General features: G+C 69.7%; 25 protein-coding genes. 19 read left to right on the top strand and 6 right to left on the bottom strand.

Features of this window, described 5'->3' with window-relative positions; genetic code table 11:
- Both TsocGM_RS17480 and istB read left to right on the top strand, forming a co-directional pair.
- Window positions 1-537 (top strand): Mu transposase domain-containing protein (locus TsocGM_RS17480; protein ID WP_449342996.1); only part of this gene is annotated, 537 nt, incomplete at its 5' end.
- Window positions 534-1,352, top strand: coding sequence for an IS21-like element helper ATPase IstB (istB, locus tag TsocGM_RS17475; RefSeq protein ID WP_126726748.1), 819 nt, complete (start codon window positions 534-536; stop codon window positions 1,350-1,352). The genes TsocGM_RS17480 and istB, both read left to right, overlap by 4 nt.
- Window positions 1,353-1,921: 569 nt before the next feature.
- Here istB and TsocGM_RS17470 read toward each other — a convergent pair.
- The 4 genes from TsocGM_RS17470 to mutM form a co-directional block, all read right to left on the bottom strand.
- Window positions 1,922-2,113, bottom strand: a complete 192-nt coding sequence (locus TsocGM_RS17470; RefSeq protein WP_126726747.1) for a hypothetical protein — start codon at window positions 2,111-2,113, stop codon at window positions 1,922-1,924.
- A gap of 125 nt (window positions 2,114-2,238) precedes the next feature.
- The gene (gene ftsH, locus TsocGM_RS17465; protein WP_126726746.1) at window positions 2,239-4,146 is read right to left on the bottom strand and encodes an ATP-dependent zinc metalloprotease FtsH; all 1,908 of its coding nucleotides are present in this window, start codon (window positions 4,144-4,146) and stop codon (window positions 2,239-2,241) included.
- A gap of 104 nt (window positions 4,147-4,250) precedes the next feature.
- Window positions 4,251-6,266: an ATP-binding protein gene (locus TsocGM_RS17460; protein ID WP_233578991.1), complete on the bottom strand. Its 2,016-nt coding sequence runs from the start codon at window positions 6,264-6,266 to the stop codon at window positions 4,251-4,253.
- A gap of 398 nt (window positions 6,267-6,664) precedes the next feature.
- The gene (mutM, locus tag TsocGM_RS17455) at window positions 6,665-7,540 is read right to left on the bottom strand and encodes a bifunctional DNA-formamidopyrimidine glycosylase/DNA-(apurinic or apyrimidinic site) lyase (protein WP_126726745.1); all 876 of its coding nucleotides are present in this window, start codon (window positions 7,538-7,540) and stop codon (window positions 6,665-6,667) included.
- A gap of 214 nt (window positions 7,541-7,754) precedes the next feature.
- Here mutM and TsocGM_RS17450 point away from each other — a divergent pair, with 214 nt between their 5' ends.
- From TsocGM_RS17450 to TsocGM_RS17375, 17 genes are all read left to right on the top strand, one after another.
- Window positions 7,755-8,585 carry a DeoR/GlpR family DNA-binding transcription regulator gene (locus TsocGM_RS17450; RefSeq protein ID WP_126726744.1) on the top strand — a complete coding sequence of 277 codons (831 nt, stop codon included), beginning with the start codon at window positions 7,755-7,757 and terminating at the stop codon, window positions 8,583-8,585.
- Entirely contained in the window at window positions 8,582-9,265 is a 684-nt protein-coding gene (gene pduL, locus TsocGM_RS17445; protein ID WP_126726743.1) for a phosphate propanoyltransferase, read from the top strand. The genes TsocGM_RS17450 and pduL overlap by 4 nt, the downstream gene beginning before the upstream one ends.
- 130 nt (window positions 9,266-9,395) lie before the next feature.
- The gene (locus tag TsocGM_RS17440; RefSeq protein WP_126726742.1) at window positions 9,396-9,743 is read left to right on the top strand and encodes a BMC domain-containing protein; all 348 of its coding nucleotides are present in this window, start codon (window positions 9,396-9,398) and stop codon (window positions 9,741-9,743) included.
- A 4-nt stretch (window positions 9,744-9,747) separates the two neighbouring features.
- Entirely contained in the window at window positions 9,748-10,071 is a 324-nt protein-coding gene (locus tag TsocGM_RS17435) for a BMC domain-containing protein (protein ID WP_126726741.1), read from the top strand.
- 180 nt (window positions 10,072-10,251) lie between these two features.
- On the top strand, window positions 10,252-10,530 hold the full coding sequence (locus TsocGM_RS17430) for a BMC domain-containing protein (RefSeq protein ID WP_126726740.1): 279 nt from the start codon (window positions 10,252-10,254) through the stop codon (window positions 10,528-10,530).
- A gap of 34 nt (window positions 10,531-10,564) precedes the next feature.
- Window positions 10,565-11,758 (top strand): acetate/propionate family kinase, encoded by a 1,194-nt coding sequence (locus TsocGM_RS17425; protein ID WP_126726739.1) that lies wholly within the window; start codon window positions 10,565-10,567, stop codon window positions 11,756-11,758.
- Between the two features lie 67 nt (window positions 11,759-11,825).
- Window positions 11,826-12,152, top strand: coding sequence for a EutN/CcmL family microcompartment protein (locus TsocGM_RS17420; protein WP_126726738.1), 327 nt, complete (start codon window positions 11,826-11,828; stop codon window positions 12,150-12,152).
- A gap of 66 nt (window positions 12,153-12,218) precedes the next feature.
- Complete coding sequence (locus TsocGM_RS17415; RefSeq protein WP_126726737.1) at window positions 12,219-12,503, top strand: hypothetical protein; 285 nt, start codon at window positions 12,219-12,221, stop codon at window positions 12,501-12,503.
- Window positions 12,504-12,576: 73 nt separating this feature from the next.
- Window positions 12,577-14,004 carry an aldehyde dehydrogenase gene (locus tag TsocGM_RS17410; RefSeq protein WP_126726736.1) on the top strand — a complete coding sequence of 476 codons (1,428 nt, stop codon included), beginning with the start codon at window positions 12,577-12,579 and terminating at the stop codon, window positions 14,002-14,004.
- A gap of 25 nt (window positions 14,005-14,029) precedes the next feature.
- Window positions 14,030-14,284, top strand: a complete 255-nt coding sequence (locus TsocGM_RS17405; RefSeq protein WP_126726735.1) for a EutN/CcmL family microcompartment protein — start codon at window positions 14,030-14,032, stop codon at window positions 14,282-14,284.
- Window positions 14,281-15,093 carry a hypothetical protein gene (locus TsocGM_RS27175; protein WP_233578994.1) on the top strand — a complete coding sequence of 271 codons (813 nt, stop codon included), beginning with the start codon at window positions 14,281-14,283 and terminating at the stop codon, window positions 15,091-15,093. The genes TsocGM_RS17405 and TsocGM_RS27175 overlap by 4 nt, the downstream gene beginning before the upstream one ends.
- Window positions 14,984-15,220, top strand: a complete 237-nt coding sequence (locus TsocGM_RS17400) for a EutN/CcmL family microcompartment protein (RefSeq protein ID WP_233578993.1) — start codon at window positions 14,984-14,986, stop codon at window positions 15,218-15,220. Before TsocGM_RS27175 ends, TsocGM_RS17400 begins: the two co-directional genes overlap by 110 nt.
- A 38-nt stretch (window positions 15,221-15,258) precedes the next feature.
- Entirely contained in the window at window positions 15,259-16,221 is a 963-nt protein-coding gene (locus TsocGM_RS17395; RefSeq protein WP_126726733.1) for a class II aldolase/adducin family protein, read from the top strand.
- 41 nt (window positions 16,222-16,262) lie between these two features.
- Window positions 16,263-17,393 (top strand): malate dehydrogenase, encoded by a 1,131-nt coding sequence (locus TsocGM_RS17390; RefSeq protein WP_126726732.1) that lies wholly within the window; start codon window positions 16,263-16,265, stop codon window positions 17,391-17,393.
- Entirely contained in the window at window positions 17,383-18,702 is a 1,320-nt protein-coding gene (locus tag TsocGM_RS17385; protein WP_126726731.1) for a hypothetical protein, read from the top strand. The genes TsocGM_RS17390 and TsocGM_RS17385 overlap by 11 nt, the downstream gene beginning before the upstream one ends.
- Before the next feature lie 63 nt (window positions 18,703-18,765).
- The gene (locus tag TsocGM_RS17380; RefSeq protein WP_126726730.1) at window positions 18,766-19,338 is read left to right on the top strand and encodes a DUF2179 domain-containing protein; all 573 of its coding nucleotides are present in this window, start codon (window positions 18,766-18,768) and stop codon (window positions 19,336-19,338) included.
- A 290-nt stretch (window positions 19,339-19,628) separates the two neighbouring features.
- Window positions 19,629-20,441, top strand: a complete 813-nt coding sequence (locus tag TsocGM_RS17375; RefSeq protein WP_126726752.1) for an SPFH domain-containing protein — start codon at window positions 19,629-19,631, stop codon at window positions 20,439-20,441.
- A gap of 199 nt (window positions 20,442-20,640) precedes the next feature.
- Here the strand turns inward: TsocGM_RS17375 and TsocGM_RS17370 are convergent, their stop codons facing one another.
- Together TsocGM_RS17370 and TsocGM_RS17365 are read right to left on the bottom strand one after the other, a co-directional pair.
- Window positions 20,641-22,065 (bottom strand): efflux RND transporter periplasmic adaptor subunit, encoded by a 1,425-nt coding sequence (locus tag TsocGM_RS17370; protein WP_126726729.1) that lies wholly within the window; start codon window positions 22,063-22,065, stop codon window positions 20,641-20,643.
- Window positions 22,066-22,209: 144 nt separating this feature from the next.
- Window positions 22,210-23,331, bottom strand: a complete 1,122-nt coding sequence (locus TsocGM_RS17365; RefSeq protein WP_126726728.1) for a Gfo/Idh/MocA family protein — start codon at window positions 23,329-23,331, stop codon at window positions 22,210-22,212.
- Window positions 23,332-23,504 lie beyond the last annotated feature (173 nt).

Raw genomic sequence — 23,504 nt, 5'->3', positions numbered from 1 at the left:
GAGTGGTGCTCCCGGGCGGGGCTCGGTCCCGCCGCGGGTATCGTCGCGTCCACTCAACCCGCTTTCCAGATGTGCTTCATCGGACGCTTACGGCGGATCTGCCCGGCAACCGGCCGCACCGTGGCCGAGAGCTGGGAGGCGGAGAGGCCCGCGCTGCGACCGCTGCCGGCCCTGCTGCCCGAGCCGTTCGACACGGTCCGGACGGCGACCGTGCACAAGGACTGCACGGTCCGCTTCGAGGGCCGCGGCTACGTCGTCCCGTTCGCCTACGTCGGCTGCCGGGTGGAGGTCCGCGGCTGCTCGGGGACGGTGCAGGTGCTCGACCCGCAGACGGCCGCGGTGCTGGTCTCCTACCCGCGGCACACCGCCGAGCGGGTCCTCATCGACCCGGCCTGCTACGAGGGCCGGGGGACTGACCGGGTCCTCCCGCCCAAGCCGCTGGGGCGGATGGCACGCCGGCTCCAGGAGATCGCCGCCATGCCGGTCCAGTCCCGGCCGATCGACCTCTACGCCGCCCTGGCGGAGGTGGCCCGATGAGCCGGCCCACGCGACCCGATCCGGCGACCGAGGCCCTGCCACCATCGAAGCCGGCGTCGACCGACCTGTCGGCCCTGCTGGAGCAGCTCTCGCGGCTGGGCCTGGACTTCGCCGCCGAGGCGTTGCCCGGGCTGCTGGGCCGGGCGGTGAAGGAGGACCTCGGGCCGCCGGCGTTGCTCGGCCGGCTGCTGGCCGGCGAGCTGGAGCGGCGCGAGGAGCGGCGGGTGCGGACCTCGCTGAAGCTCTCCGGCCTGCCGACCGGGCAGACGCTGGCGAACTTCGACTTCGCCTTCCAGCCGGCCGTGGAGCGGTCGAAGCTGGAGGCGCTGGCCACCTGCGGCTGGCTGCGGGAGAGGCAGGGGCTGCTGATCCTGGGGCCTCCCGGGGTCGGGAAAACACATCTCGCCGTGAGCCTGGGAGTCCGCGCCGTGGAGTGCGGCTTCTCGGTGGCGTTCTTCCGCCTGGAGGAGCTGCTGCACGCCATGCGCAAGGACGTCGAGGTGCCGCCGACGAGGCTCAAGGGCAAGAAGTCCATGAAGGCGGGCCTGGTGATCATCGACGAGGTCGGCTTCGAGACCTTCACGCGCGAGGAGGCGAACCTGTTCTTCCGGCTGGTGAGCTACCGCTACCAGCGGGGGTCGCTGTGCATCACCTCGAACAAGGCGATCAAGGACTGGCCGGAGATGCTGGCCGGGGACGAGGTGATCACGGCGGCGATCCTGGACCGGCTGCTGCACGCCTGCCACGTGCTGAACATCCGCGGCCGGAGCTATCGGCTGCGGGACCTGGAGGAGAACCTCAAGGGGGGGCCGTAGGGGCCGCCCCGGGAGCGGAGGCGTCCCCCAGGACGGGGCGTCGGCCGGCGTCGCGTGGCGGCCGTGGAGGGACCGAATGCCGCGTCGAGAACAGGTAGGTAATCGGTCCGATCCGAGGCCCGAACCCGGCCATGGCGGAGCGGAGGGCCGCCGGCCGGCGGAGTCATCCGTATTCGATCCGAGTCCATCATCCTGAGCCGCTGGCGAGCCTGGGGGAGCCGCCATCGCGTCCGGAGCGGATGTGCCCGAGGCCCGGTTCAACCGCGAGAGGCGGGCGATCGTGGAGGAAATCGCCCCGGGAAGGAGGGCTCAGGCTCGTAACAGTTCGGGTTCAGTAACTTCGTAAAGGTTCGGGTCCATTGACACGGGAATTCACCAGGCTCACTCGGCTCCTACCGCGGCCGGCTCGAGAAGATGCCCCTTGTTCGAGCGGAACGTCCTTCCATCCAGGATCGGATGTCCGGAGATGAGGGGGCGGATCCACCTGGAATCGGGAGGTCCTCGCCGACGGAGGACGGCGTGCCCTCGATCCTCCCAATGCGGGGGACGGAGCGTCCCGATCGGGGGGATCAAAGCTCGGAGAGCTCGGTTTTGCTCGACTCTGAGGCGTCGGGGTTCATGCCCTGGCGGATCATCTCGATGCGCTCTCGGTGCTTGAGCCAGGAGCAGAAGGCTCCGGAGATCGAGCCACTGAGGATGACGACGATGGCGATCCAGGCGAACCAGGGGATGGAGCTGAGGAGCTGGGCGGCGCTCTGCATCGGAGGCTCCCGGATAGGGAGAAGGGTGGAGGCAGCCGTCGGCCAGTCCGATCGGCTCAGGAGGTTAAGCAGTCGTTCGCGGATCCGAGCCGGATCTTGAGCGGAAGGTCCCGATCCGAGGGCGGTCAGGAGCAGCCGATCTCGTCGGGACGGGAGGCCTCGGGGGTCGAGCCGGAGGGCCGGATCGGGTCGGGGGAGGTCCCGATGGCTGAGGGATCGGGGTGGCGGTCGAGCAGCTCGGCCAGTTCGGCGGCGTCGATCGTCTCGCGCTCCAGGAGCCGCTCGGTGAGGGCCACCAGCGCGTCGGCTCGGCGGCGGAGGACGGCCCGGGAGAGCTCGAGGGCCTCGTCGAGGAATCGGCGGACCTCCCGGTCGATCTCGAGGAGGGTGTGCTCGCTCCAGGAGGGGCCGGCGGGGTGGTCGGCGTAGCAGACCCGGCCGAGGGTGGGGCTCATGCCGAAGTCGGTGACCATGCGGCGGGCGATCTCGGTGGCGCGCTGGAGGTCGCTGGTGGCGCCGTCGGAGATGGAGCCAAGGGCCAGCTCCTCGGCCGCGGTGCCGCCGAGCAGCCCGGCGAGGCAGTGCATCAGCCACTCGGAGGTGTGGAGGAAGCGGTCCTCCTCGGGGCGGTACATGGTGAAGCCTCCCATGCCGTTGCCCCGGCCGATGATGGTGACCTTGTGCACCGGGTCGGTGCCGGGCAGGCTGGCCGAGACCAGAGCGTGGCCCGCCTCGTGGACGGCGATGCGGCGGCGATCGTCGCGATGCATGGCCCGGCCGCGCTTCTCGGGGCCGGCGAGGAGACGCTCGAACCCTTGCTCGAAGTCGAGGCGGTCGACGCGGTCCTTTCCCTTGCGGGCGGCGATCAGGGCCGCCTCGTTGACGAGGTTGGCCAGCTCGGCGCCGGCGAAGCCGGAGGTCATGGCAGCGACCTGGCGGAGATCCAGGCGGTCGCAGAGGGGGACCGTCCGGGAGTGGACCTTGAGGATGGCCTCCCGGCCAAGCAGGTCGGGGCGGTCGACCCGGATGTGCCGGTCGAAGCGACCGGGGCGGACCAGCGCCGGGTCGAGCGTCTCGGGGCGATTGGTGGCGGCCATGACGATGACGCCGCTGTTGGGGTCGAAGCCGTCCATCGCCACGAGGAGCTGATTGAGGGTCTGGTCGCGCTCGTCCTGGGCGCCGGTCGCCCCGCCGGACCGGGTCTTGCCGATGGCGTCGATCTCGTCGATGAAGATCAGACAGGGGGCCTTCGCCTCGGCCTTGGCGAAAAGGTTCCGGACTCGGGCGGCGCCGACGCCGACGTACATCTCCATGAAGTCGGACCCGGAGAGGGCGAAGAAGGGGACGCCGGCTTCGCCGGCGACGGCTCGGGCGAGCAGGGTCTTGCCCGTGCCGGGGGGACCGATCAGCAGGACCCCCTTGGGGATGCGCCCGCCGAGGGCGGCGTAGCGCTCCGGGGTCCTGAGGAAGTCGACGACCTCCTGGAGCTCCTCGACCGCCTCGTCCTGGCCGGCGACGTCGCCGAAGGTGACCTGGCGGTCGGTTCCCGCTCGGGCCCGGGGCTTTCCCCGGGTGAAGGCCATCGCCGGGCCGAGACCGCCCCCTCGGGTGATCAGGAACAGGCCGAGCAGCAGCAGCAGGGCGAGGCCGAGGGTGGCGACCCCACTCGCCAGGGGGGTGATGTCCCGGTCGAAGCCGAAGTCCGTGACATGCTCGTCGAGCAGGCCCAGCAACGCGGGGTCGGCCTGGGAGCCGGCCCAGGTGACTCGGACTCGGCGGGGTCGGCCGTCGGGTCCGGGCTCGGCGAGGATGGCGGTGAGGCTGCGAGGGCCGAGGCGGACCGACTCGATCCGGCCGGCCACGAGCGCCCGGCGGAACGTGCCGTAGGTCCAGGATTCGGCCGGGGAGGAACGCTGGGTCAACGCGCCGGCGACGGCGAGGCAGGCCAGGATGACGGCGACGGCGAGGAACCCGGCCAGGGCCCGCCACGGGCCAGGCGCGGGCCGCGGCGCGTTCGACTTCTTCGGGCTCATGGCGGTCGATCTCGAGGTCGGGGACCGGCGGCGGTCAGGGGGATCGGCCCGGGGAGGCGGGGGAAGACGTCCGTGTCGGTGAATGGGTGCAGACGCAAGTGAGTTTAGGGATCGGCTCGTCCCGGGTCAACGCGCAGGACGGGACGGACGCGCATCCCCTCGGCTCGATGCCGGCGGTCGCCGGGAGACGGGGGGGGCCCGCCGGGGCCCGAGGCCGCCGGGTGATGCTCGATCCGGCGGGCCTTGGTCAGGTCGACCCTCCCGTCGGAGAGGGCGACCTCGATGCTCCGGTCGCCGGGCAGTTGCTGGGGGACGATCACGGTGAAGGTGCTGCCTCGGCCGGGCTCGCTGTCGAGCGAGACGTCGCCGCCGAGCATCCGGGCCAGTTCCCGGACGATGGAAAGACCCAGGCCGGTGCCCTGGTGCTCCCGGGTCAGCACATCGGCCGACTGTCCAGGGATGCCGGCCTGGCGGAACTTCTCGAAGATGACCTCGCGGTCTTCGGCGGCGATGCCGATGCCGTTGTCGGCCACCGAGACGACGATGCCGCGCCCCTCGGCCCGAGCCGAGAGGACGACTCGGCCCCCCTCGGGGGTGAACTTGATGGCGTTCGAGAGCAGGTTGTAGACGATCTGGCGGAGCTTGCCGGGGTCCTGGCGGACCAGGGGGATGGCGTCGTCGAGCCGGCACTCCAGGTCGATGTTCTTCCGCTCGGCCATGGGGCGCATCTGGGCGGCGAGGGCGTCGCAGACCTCCCGGACGGAGAAGTCCTCGGCGCGGACCTCCATCTTGCCGCTCTCGATCTTGGCGAGGTCGAGGATGTCGTTGATCATCCCCAGCAGCATCCGGCCGCTGTTCTGGATGTTCGAGGCGTAACGCTTCTGCTTGTCGTTGAGCGCGTCGCTGCTGGAGAGGACCTCGGAGAAGCCGATGATGCTGTTGAGCGGCGTTCGCAGCTCGTGGCTCATGGTGGCAAGAAAGTCGCTCTTGATCCGGTTCATCTCGTACAGCGCCATATTTGCCTGCGCAAGCTCGTCCACCTTCCGGTCGAGGTCGTCGTTGACGTCGCGCAGCTCCTGTTGCATGGCGACGAGGTTGTGGAGCATCCGGTTGAAGGCGTGGGAGAGTTCCTCGAACTCGTCGCCGGTCTGGATGCGGCTGCGGATGTTCAGCCGGCCGGCGGCGATGGCGTCGGAGACCTCCCGGAGGTGCTTGACGGGACGGACGATGATGTAGCGGACAATCGTCCAGGAGGCGAACATCGCGAGGATCGCGGTGACCAGCGCCGTGGCGATGAGGATGGCTCGGTTGCGGTTGATCGCCTTGCGGGTCTGCTCCATCGGCAGCTTGACGAAGACGACCCCGGCCAGATCCCCGGGGAGCGTGCGAGCGTACTTGCCCGACTCGTCGAGCCGGATCATGTCGTGGTACTGGGCGGCGTAGGAGACGCCAGGGCCGTCGTCCTCGAGGTCGAACTCCGCCGGGTCGATCGGCTCCAGGCCGCCGGCCGGGGTGTCGGTCGACCCGTCGGGACCAATCGGGACCATGGCGGGAACCGGCTCGGCGACCGGCTGGGCGTGGCAGGAGGTCAGGCAGCCCGGCCGGAAGAGAACGGCCTGGACGTAGGTGTACTCCGACTGGTCCTGCCCGATCTCGGTGTACTCGGCCGAGACGCCGTCGGGGAAGCTGTAGGGACGAGGGGGGCCGGAGGGGCCCCAGTCCCCCCGCTGCCGGGTGGCGGCGGCAAGGAACCGGTCGACGATCCGGCGCTCGAACTCGTCCCGGGGCCGGCGTTCGGGGCGGTCGGCGAAGGGCTTGACGACGTGCCAGTCAAAGAGCTGAAAGCCATCCTTGGGGGTCAGCTCCCGGGAAACCTTGTCGACGACCGAGGCCAGCTCGGGGCGGACCAACGCCGCCTTGAGGTGGATCTCCTCCAGGATTGGTTTGACCTGCATGCGGGCCGCCTGCTGGCTCTGGCCGATGACGAGGCTCTCGGTCTTCCTCCCGTAAATGTAGAAGCTCACGGTGACCAGCGCAAGGATGCCGCCGCCGAAGATGAAGCGGCACTTGCGCTCCAGGCTCGTCTCTCCCAGCAGATGCTTGAAGGTGCGATAGGACACCGGCGACCTCCGTCGGGACGGGACGCTCGGGAGACGGCCGGCCGCCCGACTCCTCGCGACCGGGGCCCGGGGGAGGTGGTCGTCCGGCCGGGCGGGCACCGAGAGCCGGGCCTCAGGATACCCGAACTCGACCGGGTGGGATAGGCGAGCCCGGGGCGTCCCTCCCGCCGTTGCGCCGACGTCGACGGCCTCGCGGAGGGGCGTCCGGTCCGAGAACCTCCCGGTGCGATCGGTTCAGGAACGCGAGGCCCAGGTCGAGCGTCGAGATCCCTCGGCGGTCCATTGCCTCCGAGACGCTCCAGGAGTCGCCGGCGTTGAGCCGAGGGAGGGCGTCCGCTCCTGCCCCGAGGGGACGAACGGCCCGGAGGAGCAGGTCGGGAGCCCGACGGCGCCGGTTCTTATCGGGTTGCCTGGGCCGGGGGGGAAGCCTCGGGACCGGCCGGCTGGCAGGAGGGGCAGTAGTGGGTGGACCGGCCGGTCAGGCCGGCAATGCGGGCCCGGGTGATCGGCGTCTGGCAGGCCAGGCAGGGCCGGCCCCCTCGGCCGTAGACTCGGATGAGCTCCAGGAAGCTTCCCTCCGTCCCGAGCACCGTGCGGTAGCTGCGGTCGAGGCTGGAGCCCTCGGCCGAGATGGCGGCGGTCAGGACCTCGCCGATCGCCTGGTGGATGCGGTCGACCTCGGCTCGGGAGAGGGCGAGCGACGATCGCTCGGGGTGGACCCCGGCGCGATGGAGAATCTCATCGGCGTAGATGTTGCCAATGCCGGCGAGGACCTTCTGATCGAGCAGCGTGGGCTTGATCGGGCGCGTTGTCTTCGAGAGCCGGACGGCAAGCTCTCCGGAGGAGATCTCCAGGGCGTCCGGGCCGTGGGAGCGGGCGAAGGCGGCCTCGGCGGCCGAGGCGTCGGGGTACCAGCAGATGCGGCCGAGGCGTCGGGGGTCGTTGTAGCGGATCCGGGCGAACGGGCCGGGGCCCTGCATGGTCAGGGTGAGCCGGATATGACGGGCCAACTCGGAATCGACGAGGAAGAAGGCTCCGGTCATCCTCGGCTGAATGACGATGATCCCCCGAGGGGGGGCCAGTTCGATCACCACCCACTTTCCCCGGCGGTTGACGGCCGAGACGGGGGCCTGGCGAGCGGACCGCTCCAGCGTCGGGGCGTCGCAGTTGTCCAGCAGGAGCGGGTCGGCGACCTCCAGCGCCTGGATCGTCCGCCCGGCCAGGGCGGGCCGGAGCCCTCGGACCATCGTCTCGACCTCGGGAAGCTCGGGCATGGCGGGGGCCTCGGCGGGCGGTTCAGACGGCACCGGGGACATTGTACCGCTTCGCCAGACGATCACGAACGCTTCACCCCTTGATCGCAATCGAGCGGAATGATCGTCATTTTCGCGCGGAATCGGTCAGTTTTCGGGGTGGGGTCTTGACGGGAGCGTGTCGGTATTGGAATCTGATGGAGGTTCGTGCGTCGATACCGCCGGAACGGATGACATGCTCGTCGAGTCGCGCCGTCGTGCCTTGTTAGACCTGGTGAACCGCCAGGGGTTCGCAACCCTGGAGGAGCTGGTCAGGGCCACGGGGGCCTCGGAGAGCACGATCCGGCGCGACCTGGAGGCCCTCGACCAGGCGGGGGCGATCAAGCGGACCCACGGCGGCGCCGTCTGCTCGGGGGACGTGCGATCGATGCCCGCGCTGGACGAGCGGGCGACCAGCGCCGCGGCGGAGAAGGCCGCCATTGGCCGGGCGGTGGCCGGGCTGGTGGAGGACGGGGAGACCATCCTGCTCGACGGCGGGACGACGACGCTGGAGGTGGCTCGGGCGCTGGTCGGGAGGCCCTTGCAGGTGGTGACCAACAGCCTGCCGATCGCGGCGCTGCTGGCGACGAGCAAGGACACCGACCTGATCCTCATTGGCGGCTACGTCTACCCCCGAACCGGCGTGGCGATGGGACCTCTGGCGGTGGCGACGATGCAGAACATCCGGGTGCGCCGGGCGGTGCTCGGCGCCGGGGGGATCACGAGCGAAGGCGTGTTCAATTCCAATAGCCTGCTGGTCGAGACCGAGCGGCAGATGATGACCTGCGGCCAGGACGTGCTGATCGTGGCCGATCACTCGAAGTTCGGCCGCCAGTCGCTGTCGAGGCTCTGCGGCCTGGACGAGATCGATCGGGTTGTGACCGACTCGGGGATCTCGGCCTCCGACCGGGAGATGCTCCGGGAGGCCGGAGTGGAACTGATGGTCGCGGCGGTCGAGGCCGGCGAGGACCCGAGCAACGGCGACGGCCAGCCCCGGACCCAAGGATCGAGGACCCAACCCCGATGAGCACGAGCACCGCGATCGCCCGAGGCGACGTCGAGCGGATCGTCCGGTCGATCCTGCGGCGGCAGTTCGCCGGCGACGGCCTGGCGGCCCCGGCAACCGGTTACCGGCCAAACCTGGTGGTGAACATTTCGGCCAGACACGTGCATCTGACGCAGGAGCACGTGGACATTCTCTTCGGCAAGGGCTACCGCCTCACCGAGATGAAGCGGCTGTACCAGGCCACCGACTTCGCGAGCAACGAGACGGTGCAGATCGTCGGCCCTCGGATGCGGATGATCCCGAATGTGCGGATCCTCGGCCCCTGCCGGGCGTTCTCTCAGGTGGAGCTGGCCTTCACCGACGCGATCAGTCTGGGGCTGGACCTGCCGGTGCGGCTCTCGGGGGACATCGAGGGGACTCCCGGCTGCCTGCTGATCGGCCCGAAGGGGTCGGTCGAGCTGGACAAGGGGGTCATCCGGGCCGAGCGTCACGTGCACATGGGGGACCGGGACGCCGAGTACTACGGAGTGAAGGCCAAGGACCGGATGAACCTCCGGGTGCACGGCCCCTGCCCCACGACGCTGGAGGGCCTGCTGGTCCGGACGCACCCGGACTGGAAGCTGGAGGTCCACATCGACACCGACGAGGGGAACGCCTGCGACCTGGTCCATGCGACGAAGGTCGAACTGATCAAGCCGTGAGGGGGCGGGGGCGGCCTCCGGGCCGCCTCGACGCGCCCCGTCCACCGATCGACATCACACCAGAACCGAACATGCCGACGACCCGGGGCGCGTGGCCCCGGCCGGCGGCCAGACCGCGGGGGGCCCTTCGATGGCCAACGGATCGCTTCAGGAAGCGCTCGGGATGATCGAGACGAAGGGGTTCGTCGCCCTGGTTGAGGCGACGGACGCCATGCTCAAGGCGGCCAACGTCGAGCTGGCCGGATGGGACAAGGTCGGCAGCGGCCTGGTCACGGCCTTCGTCGTCGGCGACGTGGCGGCGGTGAAGGCGGCGATCGACGCCGGTGCCGCGGCGGCCAGCCGGATCGGCGAGGTCGTCAGCGTGCAGGTCATCCCCCGGCCCCACGAGGAGCTGGGCGGTGTGCTGAGCTTCGCCAACACGGCCAAGCCCTCGGCCAAGGGCGGCGCCCCGACCACCACCAAGAACGACGGAGCCTGATCTCATGGCGACCGCAACCAACTCCGGGAAGGGGAGCCGGTTCGCGACCGGCGGCGCCGGCGGCGAGGCGCTCGGCTTGATCGAGTGCCGCGGGCTGGTCGGCATCATCGAGGCGACCGACGCGATGCTCAAGGCCGCGAACGTCACCCACGTCGGCCGGATCAGCGTCGGCGGCACCTACGTCACGACCATCGTCCGGGGAGACGTGGGCAGCGTTCGAGCCGCCGTCGAGGCGGGGGCCGAGTCGGCCAGCCGCGTCGGCGACCTGGTCTCGGCGCACGTCATCCCGAGGCCGGACCCGGCCGTGCTGGACACGTTCCTGGGCTGATCGGCTCCCGGGACGCCGGCCGGGGACCGATGGCGGTTTCGGCGGCCGGCGACCCCGGCCGCCGGCTCGACGTCGGGACTCCCCCGCGCCGTCCTCCTCGGCACATCGATCGTCCGCCATCCGGCGACCGTTTTCCTTCACCGGCCTTCGGCCATCCCACGTTCCGATCGAGAACCATCCATGAACGGCTCGGCGCTGGGCCTGATTGAGACGAGGGGCCTGATCGGCCTGATCAACGCATATGACGCGATGCTCAAAGCCGCGAACGTCGAGGTGGCCACGCCGGTCATCAAGCTCGACGGCGGCGTGGTGAGCGGCATCATCCGGGGAGACGTGAGCAGCGTGCGCGCCGCCGTCGAGGCGGGGGCCGAGGCCGCGGCGCGGTGCGGAGAGCTGAAGGCCGCTCACGTCATCCCCCGGCCGGACTCGGCCGTGGTCGCGGCGTTTGTCGGGCAGTGATCCGGACCCGGCCTCGGAGGCGGAGGGGGCAGCGATGAAGATCCTGGTCGCCAACCTGGGCAGCACCAGCTTCAAGTACCGCCTGTACGACCTGGGCGACCCGCATGAGCCAATGCTCGCTCGGGGAGCCGTTGATCGCATCGGGGCCTCGAAGTCGAAGGTCTCGTATTCGTCGGGCAAGGGCAAGGCCGAGGACGAGGTCCCCGTCGCCGACCACGGCGAGGCGGTTCGGCTCTGCCTCCAGCAGCTCACGGACCCGACGCTCGGTGTGATCTCCTCGGCCGAGGAGGTAGCCGCGATCGGCTTCAAGGCCGTGCACGCCAAGGGCATCAGCGGGGTGCGGCGGGTCGACGACCGCCTGCTCTCCGCGATGGAGGAGTTCAACGACGTCACGCCGGCCCACAATCCTCCCTACGTCCGGGCGATGCGGATGCTGGCCGATCGGTTCCCCGAGATGCCGCTGGTGGCCGCCTTCGAGACCGGCTTCCACGCGACGATCCCGGACCGGAACCGCCGATATGCCGTGCCCAACGACTGGGCCACCGATCACGGCGTGCTCCGCTGGGGATTCCACGGAGCGAGCCACCGCTACATCGCCGAGCGGTCGGCGCAGGTGCTCAATCGGCCGGGCCTGCGGGTGATCTCGTGCCACCTGGGGGGCAGCTCGTCCCTCTGTGCCATCAAGGATGGTAAATCCGTGGCCACGAGCATGGGCATGAGCCCCCAGTCCGGGCTCTTCCACAACAACCGGGTCGGCGACTTCGACCCCTTCGCCTTGCCCGCCGTGCTTCGGGCGACCGGGATGTCGCTGGAGCAGGCGCTCGACGTGCTCGCGACGAAGTCGGGCCTGCTCGGCATCTGCGGCAAGAACGACCTCCGAGACGTCGAGCAGGCGGCCGACGCCGGCGACTCGAACGCGCAGCTCGCCCTGGAGATGTTCGTCTCGTCGATCCGACACTACCTCGGCGCCTACCTCGTCGAGCTGGGGGACACGGACGCGATCATCTTCACCGCGGGCATTGGCGAGAACTCTCCGAGAATCCGCGCGATGGTCTGCCAGGACCTTGGCGCCTTCGGCATCCTCCTGAACTCCGAGCTGAACGAGACGGGCTCGGGAGAGCGGAAGATCTCCTCGGCCGACAGCAAGGTGGAGGTCTGGGTGATGCCGACCAACGAGGAGATCATCGTCGCCCGACAGGCCCGAGACCTGCTCTCCGGCACGTTGTGATTGATTCGATCCCGGCCATCCTCCTCCAGCCATTCGCCATCCGCCTTCAGCCATCAGGACCCCCCCGATGTTCGTCGCCCGAGTGACCGGCTCCGTCGTGGCCACGCAGAAGGTGGCGTCGATGACCGGGCACAAGCTGCTGACGGTCGAGCCGTACCGGGTCGACCCCGAGTCGAACGCGAGGCTGGTCCCGACCGGTCGGACGTTCGTGGTGGTCGACACGCTGGGAGCGGGGGTGGGGGAGATGGTGCTGATCTGTCAGGGGTCGAGCGCCCGGCTGACCCCGGAGACGGAGAAGCTGCCCATCGACGCGGTGGTGATCGGGCTGGTCGACTCGGTCGACGTCGGCGGCTCGGTCGTCTTCTCCCGTCGAGACGGCTCCCGGGCGGGCTGAGCGATGGGCCAAGGGGGGACCAGACGATGGGGGAGAGTCGGGTGTGCCCTGGAGATCCTGCTGGCCATGCTCTTCTCGATGGTCCATGCCGGGGTGGCCTGGCGGATCTCGGGGTGGTGGCCCGCGGTCCTGACGCTTCCCCCTTCGGACCCTCGCCGGAACCTGTTCTCGATCGACTGGTGGCCGCCAATGCGAGCGCTCGGGGAGGCCGCCTCGGGGGCAGGAGCTCCGGCCGGCGGTGGGATCTCGAACCTCATGCTGCTGCCCCTGGACTGGCTGACCTGCTTCGTCTCCGGGTGGCTGACCGCGATTGCCTCCTGCCTGCCATTCCGGCTCAGACGTCGTCGTTGAACTGATCGGACCACAATTGAGCGCGCTCGAGAAACCCGGCCCGGCCGGGCCCCGGCTCCCCAGGGTGATCGCCATGCAACCGATGACCGAGGACCTGATTCGCAGCGTCGTGCAGCAGGTGCTGTCCCAGATGGGCGGCGCCGGCGCGGCGGAGACCAACGGCCACGCCCCTCCTGCCGGACGAGACGGGGTGTACCCGACCGCTGACGCCGCCGTCGCCGCCGCCGAGGCCGCCTTCCAGCGCTTCCGCCTCCGTCCGCTGGCCGACCGGGACAAGGCGGTGAAGCAGATCAAGCGGCTCTGCGTCGAGCGGGCCGAGGAGTGGGGCCGCAAGGAGCTGGACGAGACGACGATCGGTCGGCTTGATCACAAGATCAGCAAGTTGCGCGACGCGATCCCGCCGATCCCGGGCGTGGAGTACCTGCGCACGGAGAACGCCGCCGGAGACAACGGGCTGACCCTGACGCAATACGCCCCGTTCGGCGTCATCGGCGCGATCACTCCGGTGACGCACAGCCTGCCGACGCTGGCGTGCAACGCCATCAACATGTTGGCCGCCGGGAATACGGTGGTCTTCAACGCCCACCCGTCGGGAGCGAAGATCGCCGCCGAGGGAGTGCAGGCGTTCAACCGAGCGATCCGGGAGGCGATCGGCCTGGACGACCTGCTGACGATCATCGATCCCCCGACGCTCGAATCGGCCGACGCGCTGTTCAAGCACCGGGGGGTGAAGCTGCTGGTCGTGACCGGCGGGCCCGCCGTGGCTCGGGCGGCGCTGGCGAGCAACAAGCGGGCGATTGTGGCCGGGCCGGGCAACCCGCCGGTGGTCGTCGACGGGACGGCCTGCCTCGAGAACGCGGCGAAGTCGATCGTCCGGGGCGCGGCGTTCGACAACAACCTGCTGTGCATCGGCGAGAAGCAGGTGTTCGCCACCGCCGATATCTTCGAGAAGCTGATGGACGCCGTTGCCCGCAACGGAGGATTCCGGCTCGACTCGCAGCAGATCGACGCGCTGACCCGGGCGGCGTTCGTGAGGAATGAACAGGGAACGCTTTCTGTGAACAAGGACCTCGTGGGCAAGGATCCCGAGGTGCTGGCGCGGTTCGCCGGGGCGACGATCCCCGAGGGGACGCAGATCCTCTTCGGTGAGACGGGGGCCGACCACCCGTTCGTGGACAACGAGCAGATGATGCCGTTCCTCCCGTTCGTCCGCGTCCCGGACGTGGACCGGGCGATCGCGCTGGCGAAGCAGTCGGAGCACGGCTACGGCCACACGGCCATCCTGCATTCTCGAGACACGAGCGTCATGGACCGGATGGGCCGGGTGATGGACTGCACCATCTTCGTCATCAACGGCGCCTGTACCGCGGGGCTGGGCAGCGGGGGGGAGGGCGTCGGCTCGTACTCGATCGCCGGCCCGACCGGGGAAGGCGTGACCACCCCCTTGACGTTCACCCGGCAACGTCGGACGGCAATCATCGGCGGGATGCGGTTCGTCTGAGGACCCGGATCCGGAGCGGACCGCGATGCAACTTGGCCGAGTGATCGGCACGGCGACCTCGACGATCAAGCACCCGACCTTCAACGGGGAGCGCCTGCTCATCGTCCAGCTCGAGGGGGCTGACGGCCGAGCCGACGGCGACCCGGTCCTCGCCTTCGACCGGCTCGGCGCCGGCCGGGGCGACCGGGTCATTCTGACCAACGACGGGCGGGCGTTGCAGGAGATGATCGGCCGGGACACGCCCGGCCGGTGGAGCGTGATAGGGCTGCCGGACGGATGATCGGGCCGACGATCGCACAGGTCGACGCCGCCGTGAGGCTCGTCCTCGCCGGAACTCGGCGAGGGGCGGGCCCCGATCGGCGACCGTCCGGCACGATCCCCTTCGCCGGCCGGCTGCTGGGAGAGCGGCACATCGCGGCGATCGGCCCCGAGGTGGTCGAGATCCAGGTGACTCCGGGGACCGTCATCACTCCCATCGCCCGGGACGCGCTCAAACGACGAGGCATCGCCGTGCGGCTCGTCTCCGAGGCCAGGGCGGCTCGGGCCGGCGAGTGGGGGTTCGTGCTGGAGGACGGGGTGGCCTCGGCCGACGCGATCCGGAGGGCGATCCTCGCCGCTCCCGGCGGCTGGGACGAGGTCGGCGGCGACGCGATCGAGGCGGCGCGCTGGGTGGCCGGGGGAATCGACCGAGGGGCGGTGGTGATCACTCCCGAGGCGTCGGTCGCCTGCTGGCTGGCGGCCCAAGTGCCCGGGGTCCGATCCGCGGCTCCGGGAGACGCCGACGCGGTCGCTCGGGCGGCCGATCGGCTGGGGGCGAACCTGATCGTCCTTGAGCCGGCGGGCCATCCGATCCCGTCGCTGCTGCACTGCCTGAAGGTCTTCCGCCGAGCGGGGGCGCCCGAGGCGCCGGCCTGGCTTGGCGGCGGGGGATTCGCGTATGAGGATCGGAGAAGTGATTGGCCGGGTCACGTGCTCGCGCATCCATCCGTCGCTGAGGAATCCGAGGTTCCTGGTCGTCGCACCCATGCCGAGGGAGGCGATCGTCGATGGCTCCCCGAGGAGAGGGGAGGAGCTGGTCGTGTTCGATGAGCTGGGCGCCGGCCGCGGGGCGATCATCGGCATCAGCGAGGGCCGCGAGGCGGCCAATCCCTTCGGCAAGGTCAAGACGCCGGTGGACGCCTATTGCGCCTGCCTGCTGGATCAACTCAACGTCTGAAACACCGAGCACGCGTTCCAATCAAGGAGCCTCGAACGATGGCGGGCAACGGCAACTTCATGGGCGAGTGGAAGCTCCGCGAGGAGATGTGCGAGGTCGGCCGTCGGATCTACAACAAGGGCTTCGCGGCGGCCAACGACGGGAACATCAGCTACCGGCTATCGGAGGACCGGGTCCTCTGCACGCCGACCCGAGTCTCGAAGGGATTCATGAAGCCGGACGACCTGTGCATCGTCGACCTTGACGGGAACCAGGTGTCGGGCAAGCGGAAGCGCTCCAGCGAGATTTTGCTGCACCTGACGATCATGAAGCAACGGCCCGACGTGAGGGCGGTGGTCCACTGCCACCCGCCGCACGCGACGGCGTTCGCCGTGGCGCACGAGCCGATCCCCAAGTGCACGATGCCGGAGTTCGAGGTCTTCCTCGGCGAGGTGGCGATCAGCCCTTACGAGACGCCCGGCGGTCAGGCGTTCGCCGACACGGTGATCCCCTACATCAAGGACACGGACACGATCCTGCTGGCCAACCACGGCACCGTGACGGCGGGCAGCGACTTGATGGACGCCTACTTCAAGACCGAGATCATCGACGCGTACTGCCGGATCCTGATCCTCACCAAGCCGCTCGGCGGTCCGAAATACTACAACGACGCGAAGGCCGCGGAGCTGATCCGGTTGAAGCCGGGGATCGGCGTGCGCGATGTGCGGCTGGAGCTGGGCCTGGAGAACTGCGACCTCTGCGGCAACAGCCTCTTCCGAGAGGGGTACAACGAGACGTTCAAGCCGGAGCCGCATGCGTTCATCCCCGAGAAGCTGCGGCAAGCCGAGCGGCAGGCGTCCTGCTCCCTGCCCGCTTCCTCGGAGCGGGGGGCTGAGGGTCCGGAGTTTGAGGCGATGGTGCAAGCGATCACCGACCAGGTGATGCGGGCGGTCAACGGCGGGGCCTCCCCCTCGGGAAACGGCAAGCCGGGCGGCTCGGGATCGTACGCCGGGGCGTGCTGACCGATCAGGCGATCCAGGGATCTTCGAGAAAGGGCGGGGCGATGAGAGTCAGCATCATCGGCGGCGGCGGCCTGGTCGGATCGTGCACGGGCTTCGCGCTGCAGGCCGGCGGGGTGGTCGGCGAGATCAACCTGATCGACGTCAACGGCGACCTGTGCCGGGGGCAGGCGCTCGATCTGCTGCACGGCGCCCCGCTGGCGGCCGACCAGCGAATCCGGGCGACCGGATACGAGGCGATCCCGGAGACCGACCTTGTCTGCATCACCGCCGGCCTTCGGCGGAAGCCGGACGAGAGCCGGTTGGACCTGATCAACCGGAACGTCGAGTTGTTCCTGAAGATCCTGGACGACGTGATCGCCGCCGGGCTGCGGCCGGACGCGGTCGTGGTGGTCGTGTCGAATCCGGTGGACGTGCTCACCTACCTGGCCACGAAGCGCACGGGATTGCCCCCGAGCCAGGTGATCGGGCTGGGGACGATGCTCGATTCGTCCCGGTTCCGGGGCCTGATCGCCCAGGATCTGGGGCTGCCGCCGACTCAGGTGACGGCGACGATTCTGGGAGAGCACGGCGATAGCATGGTGCCGCTCTGGTCGGCGGCCCAGGCGGCCGGGCTGCCGCTGGAGAAGTTCCCGGGCTGGTCGGCGTCGAAGGCGGAGGAGCTGTTCCAGCGGACCAAGGGAAGCGGCGCCGAGGTCATCAAGCTCAAGGGCGGGGCCGGTTTCGCCGTGGGGATGTCGATCCGGGAGGTCATCCACGCGGTCGCGCTCGACTCGAGACGGATTCTGCCGGTGTCGTCGCTGGTGAGCGGGCCGTACGGGATGCAGGAGGTGTGCATCTCGGTGCCGACGGTGGTCGGCTCGGGAGGGGTGCGGGCTCAACTCGAGCTCGAGCTGTGGCCGAAGGAGGTGTCGGCCTTGCAGCAATCGGCCCGGGTGCTCCGGGAGACGATCGACCTGGTGCTCACGTCGAACCCGAACGCGGCGAAGGCGGCCGTCGGGCGGGGAGCCTCGGGCGCAGGCCAGGCGTCGGGAGGGGGCCGGGGCGGCCTGCCGTCGCCGTCGGCCAACGGCCAGGCGGTGCGGGTCACGATGGGATCGGGCGGGTCGGCCGTCGGCGGCCGGCCGAGGGTGACGATCTCGGGGCAGTCCGGTGGAGGGCGGGGTGGTTACTAAGTCGCTCGACCGGAAGCTGGCCGCGATCCACGCCGACCCGATCGGCTGCAAGGAGTTCATCCTCGCCGATGCGAAGGATGCCGACATGGCCTTCGGCATCGGAGCGCCGGGCCGGTCGCCGGAGGCGCATAGCGGCGAGGTGCGGTTCCGGACGCTGGAGGAGTACCGCGAGCAGATCCGGCAGAACACGCGGCAAGGGTTGGTTGACATCATGCTCATGTCGGCCAGCTCGAATTATCAGTTGACGATTCAGGAGCGGCTGTTCGACGATTCGCACGTCACGCCGGCGATTCGGGCGAACGACGCGACCGATGTGCACCTGGCGCGCGGTTCGGTCTACGCACGGTACCCGGCGCAGCCGCATCGCTCGGCGCTGCTGGATCACGCGATGTGCGGGCACGTGGATTGCTCGCCGGAGGAGCGGTCGCTCGGGGCCGACCTCGGCCTGTACTCCGTCACGTTCAACAACATCCCCGAGCATGATTTCCGCACGCTGGAGCGGTTCCACCAGTTCCGAGAGGAGGCGGAGCGGAAGGGGTTCCGCTACTTCCTCGAGGTGTTCGACCCGAACGTGCCGGGGACGATCGACCCGGATGTCTTGCCGCACTTCCTCAACGACATGATCGCCCGGATGCTCGCCGGGGTGGCGGGGCCGGGGCGGCCGGTCTTCCTGAAGATCGTCTACCACGGGCCGAGGGCGCTGGAGGAGCTGGTGCGGTACGACCCGCACCTGGTCGTCGGCATCCTGGGGGGATCGGCGGGGACGACGTTCGACGCCTTCCACCTGCTGGCGGAGGCGAGGAAGTACGGGGCGAAGGTCGCCCTCTACGGCAGGAAGATCAACAACGCGGAGAACCAGCTGGCGTTCATCCAGTTCCTTCGGCTGATCGCCGACGGTCAGATCGGAGCGGTCGAGGCGGTGCGAGCCTATCACGCGGTGCTGGATCGCCTGGGCATTCGGCCGCATCGCCCGCTGGAGGAGGACCTGAAGCCCCAGGCGACGGCAATGAGCTATGGAGGCTCCTCAACCTCGGTCGTCGTCCCGCCGACCCCGGCGGCGCCGGCGAAGGCCCCCTCCCCCGGGGAGAATGGCGACGGCGGGGCCTCCGGTCGGAGTCTGACGGTCGCCTCGGCTCCCTCGAAGGCCGGCTGCGACTGCGGCTGCGGCACCTGCGACGGCCCGACGGTCGCGAAGGACCGGGACGGGCGGTCGTTCCCGACGCTGCCGGGCGGCATGCCCGATTTTTCCCGGATGGACGTCGCGCAACGCCTGGCTTATCATCGCCGCCGATTGGGACTGGGGTCGTGAGGACTGGGCCGGCTCCCCGAATCCGGCCTCGGCCGGCCCCCCCCTCGATGCCGAGGCGTTGCCGTGTCTTTGCTTCTCGACCTCCCCATCTGGGCGATCGCTCTGCTGATCTTCGGCATGCGGATCCTCGATGTGTCGTTGGGCACCTTGCGGACGATCTCGGTCGTGCAAGGACGCATCCGGCTGTCGGTGCTGCTGGGGTTCTTCGAGGTTCTGATTTGGGTGATCGGCGTTTCGCAGGTGATGGCCGGGTTTGACCGCAGCCCGCTCCTTCCGGTGGCGTATGCCGGCGGCTTCGCGGCGGGCAACGGGGTGGGAATCGCCATCGAGAAGCGGCTGGCGCTGGGCTCGGTGGTGGTGCGGATGATCTCGACCGCCTACGGCGACCGGATCGCCGAGACGCTCCGCATCCAGGGTTATCGCCTGACGAGCTTTCCCGGGCAGGGGAGGAATGGGCCGGTGACGCTGCTGTTCATTACCTGCAAGCGGCGAGAGGCCCCCCGGATCATCCAGACCGCCCGCGCTCAGGACCCGACGCTCTTCTACACGATCGAGCCGATCCGGGAGCGTTCGGTGGAGCTGCTCTCACCGTTGCCCCAGACGACGGGCTGGCGGGCGTTCCTGAAGAAGAAGTGACGGGCCCGGAACCCGGCGGGGAACCGGTCGAGGCGAATCGGGAGATGTCGCGGGGTCCGGGGACGATGGCGGACCGGGGAGGATTCGGGGATCGGCTCCCCAATGATCCCGGCCGGGGAGCGAACGCACTTCGGGACCGGATCCCAGGCCCGGCGCGTCGCCGGCGGCAGGTCCCGGGAGCGATCGCGATGGAAGAACTCTACGACCCGACCCGGAAGCCCGATGCGCCGATCCGAGAGGTCGAGATCGAGCCGGCTTCCGGACTGCTCTACCTGCTCGTCCTGCTCTTGATGCTCGTCGGTGCGCTGGGAGGCCTGATCCTCGGGACGGTGATCGAAAACGCGGTCATTCTCGTGGGCGCGATTGTCTTGCTTGTTCTGACGATCCTCGGCCTGTCGGGGCTGTTCGTCGTCAACCCGAACGAGGCGAAGGTCTTGCAACTGTTCGGGGACTACAAGGGGACCGTCCGCAAGCCGGGCCTCCGCTGGGCGAACCCGTTCTACTCGAAGTCGGCGATCTCGGTCCGGGTGCGGAACTTCGAGAGCGGCCGGCTGAAGGTGAACGACCGCCACGGCAACCCCATCGAGATCGCCGCGGTGGTCGTCTGGCGGGTGATCGACACGGCCGAGGCGATGTTCCACGTCGACCGCTATGAGAACTTCGTCGAGGTGCAGAGCGAGTCCGCCCTGCGGAACCTCGCGACCGGGTACGCCTACGACGCCCACGAGGGAGAAATCTCGCTGCGGGGGAACACCGCCGAGGTCGCCGAGCACCTGCGGAACGAGATCCAGGACCGGCTGTTCAAGGCCGGCGTCGAGGTGATCGAGGCCAGGATCAGCCACCTGGCGTATGCCCCCGAGATCGCCCACGCGATGCTCCAGCGCCAGCAGGCCGACGCGGTGATCGCCGCCCGGTCGAAGATCGTCGAGGGAGCGGTCGGCATGGTCGAGATGGCGCTGGGGATGCTCGCCAGCCAGAACCTCGTCGAGCTGGACAACGACAAGAAGGCGGCGATGGTGAGCAACCTGCTCGTCGTGCTCTGCAGCGATCGCGGCACGCAGCCGATCGTCAGCGCGGCGGCGCCAAACCACAACGGCCACTGATCTCCTCCGATCCGGTCGAGCAGCCCCGGTCAGCCAAGCCGGACGAGGGCTCCCAATCCTCTCCTACCCGACGGCGCCGGCGATGCGGTGAGCAACCCGACCGAGACGGTGGCGAGGCCGGCCAACCGGAGCACTCCTGACTCGACAATCGATCGTCGCAACCACTCGGATTGCGTCGAGTACGGAGGGGAACACCGAATCAGCCGTCGCGGGGCCTGGCCTCGGGGTTGAGGAGAACGGAATCTCCCGGCTCCAGTCCGTCGAGCACGACGAGCCGATCGACCGTGCCCCGGTCGACCCGGATGTCCCTCCGAGCGGGTCCGGACGGGGTGTTCACGACGCAGAAGGGGCCGCTCTCATCCCAGAGGACGGCCTCGGCCGGGACCGTCAGGGCCTCGGTCCGGGGGCCGGGACGCAGCTCGACTCGGGCCGACATGTCCGGCAGCAGGCCATCGGGCTTCTCATCGAGCGCGACTCGCACGCGGAAGTGTTGCCACTCGCCGAAGTGCCGCCAGTCGGGGGTCGGGATCAGCTCGACCTCCGAGACGTGGCCGAGGAAGGAGCGGCCGGGAAACGCCTCGAATGAGACGGCGGCCTCCTGCCCCTCGGAGACGCGCCGGGCGAACCGCTCGTGGACGAACAGCTCGACCTCCATCCGCTCCAGGTCGGGGAACAGGAACAGGGGCAGACCGGGATAGACCTCGGCCCCCTCTCGGACCCGGTAGTACTCGCCGTAGGAGACGTCGGCGAAGAAGACGGTGCCGTCATGGGGAGCGCGGATGGTGCAGTGCTCGACCTGTCGCTCCAGGTGCTTCAGGCGGTCCTCGGTCCCCTTGAGTTCCTCGAGGGCGAAGGCGAGTTGGGTGCGGGCGCGCTCGACGGTTGCCTCCAGATCACGGAGGGTGCGCTCGATTGTGGCCCTTCGGTAGGTGTCAAGGGCCACCTCGGCCTGGTTCCAGGCCACCTGGGCCCGGAGGCGGGCCACGCGGTCCTCGGCGAGGTCCGCCATCGAGACGTAACCGAGCGCTCCCATCCGGGACGACCAGGAGAGGTGCCCCTCGGCCCTCGTCAGGTCGACCTGGGCGATCGCGCGCTCGGCCTCCAGCCGGCGCTCCTGCTGAACGCGGTCGCCGTCCCGGAAGGCGACCAGGTTCGCCTCGGCGACGGCGAGGGCCCGCTCGGCCTCCGCCCGGGAGGACCGGGCGGCTTCGACCTCGATCCGGAGCCGTCGGGCGGCGTCGGCGTAGGCACTCGGATCCAGGAGGCAGATCACCTCGCCCTTCGCCACCCGGGTCCCCTCGGGCACCAGCTCGATGATCCGGGTCGGCGCCGCCATCCCGAAGATGCCCATCACCGGAGGCACATCGGCCAGCAGCTCCACCTTTGGCTCAATCGCCGTTTCGCTCGCCGAGCAGGCCGTGCCCGGGACGTCCAGGGTCGGCCCGACCTCCTCGACCCGAACCTCCCCCCAGCTTCGGCCGATCCACTGCCCGACCGCATCGGCCTCTTCCTTCCCTCTCGGCGCCCAGGCCACCACCACCGCCGGCGCCACGACCGCCAGGACGGCCCCCATCCACCTCCTCCTCGATCGGATCGCCATCGCCAGCCCTCGCACCTCGGACACCTGTCGATCCTCGGGCGATTGTCCCTGGACGTCGGACAATTGTCAAGGGAGGTCTCCGATCGGAGTGATGGGGAGGAAGGCGGATCGGGGAGCCCGAGCGTGGTCCCCGATGCGAGCCGGGTGGTCGAGGGGTCGGGGGGTGGTTCAGGGGGCCGCCGGCGGGGTGTCGACCCATCGGCGCTCGGCGTGGGAGCGGAGGACGGCGTCGGCGACGAGCTGGGCGTTGAGGCCGTCGAGGAAGCTGGGGATGGCGTTTCGGCCCTCGACGATGGCGGAGACGAACTCCCAGATCAGGTCGTAGCGGAAGATGGTGGCGGGGGGCCCGTCGTTGGGGTCCCTCGGGCTGGAGGAGGGTTTGAGGAAGTGCGGGGGGACGGGCTCGGGGGCCAGGTCCGTGCCGGTCTTGCCCAGGAGGATGGTGTTCGGCTCGTGGAGGCGATAGACGGCGGAGCCCTCGGAGCCGTTGATCTCGGCCCATTCGTGGCCGAAGCCGTCGCGATGGTAGCCCTTGGCGAGGGTGGTCCCTTCCCAGACGCCGGTGGCTCCGCAGTCGAACTCGCCGATGATGCTGGACCAGTCGTCGACCTCGGAGGGGGGGCAGGCGGTGCCGTCGGGGAGGCGATCCCTCGGGGCGAATCGGGCGACCGCGCCGCAGACTCGGGCGATGGGGCCGAGCAGGTCGATGGCGAAGTCGATCCGGTGGATGGTCATGTCGAACAGGTCGCCGGCGCCGGCCTTGGCCTTGTACTGGCGCCATCCCCAGCTGGTTTCCGGCAGGTCGAGGAAGCGTTGGGAGCGGAAGTGGCGGGGTTCTCCCAGGGCTCCGGACTTCAGCAGGTGGCGTAGGTAGATCATCGCGGGGGCGAAGCGGTAGGTGAAGGCCGTCATGTGGACGACGCCGGCGTCTCGGGCGGCCTCGTACATGGAGCGGACCTCGCTGGCGTCCAGGCCGAGGGGCTTCTCGCACAGGACGTGCTTGCCGGCCTTCGCCGCGGCCTCGCTGATCTCCCGGTGGGTGAAGTTGGGGGTGGCGATGACGACGGCGTCGACGTCGGGGTCGTTGACGATGTCCCGGTAGTCGGTCGAGACGCGGTCGATGCCCCAGTCGGCCTTGCGGCGATCGAGGAGGGTGGGGTCGGCGTCGCAGGCGGCGACCAGCTCGGCGCGGGGGTCGATCCGGACGCCGGGGACGTGGTGGTAATCGCTCACGGCCCCGGAGCCGATCATGGCGATGCGGATGGGGGGCTGCTGGGATCGGATGGGCATGGCTGCTTCGCCGTCTGGGCGTTTATTGGAGTTGATTCGGTCGCGGCCCGGGATCCGGGCTGATCCGGGGTCGGGCCGGTGTCCCCATCATGGCGAGATTCCCGACGTTCCGCACTCCCCCGGTCCCGTCTCGGGACGGGGACGCCGCGATTCTTGCCGTTCCGAGGTCGGGG

Source organism: Tautonia sociabilis, from assembly GCF_003977685.1.
Taxonomy (GTDB): domain Bacteria; phylum Planctomycetota; class Planctomycetia; order Isosphaerales; family Isosphaeraceae; genus Tautonia; species Tautonia sociabilis.
This window is presented reverse-complemented; position numbering and strand designations above follow the sequence as displayed.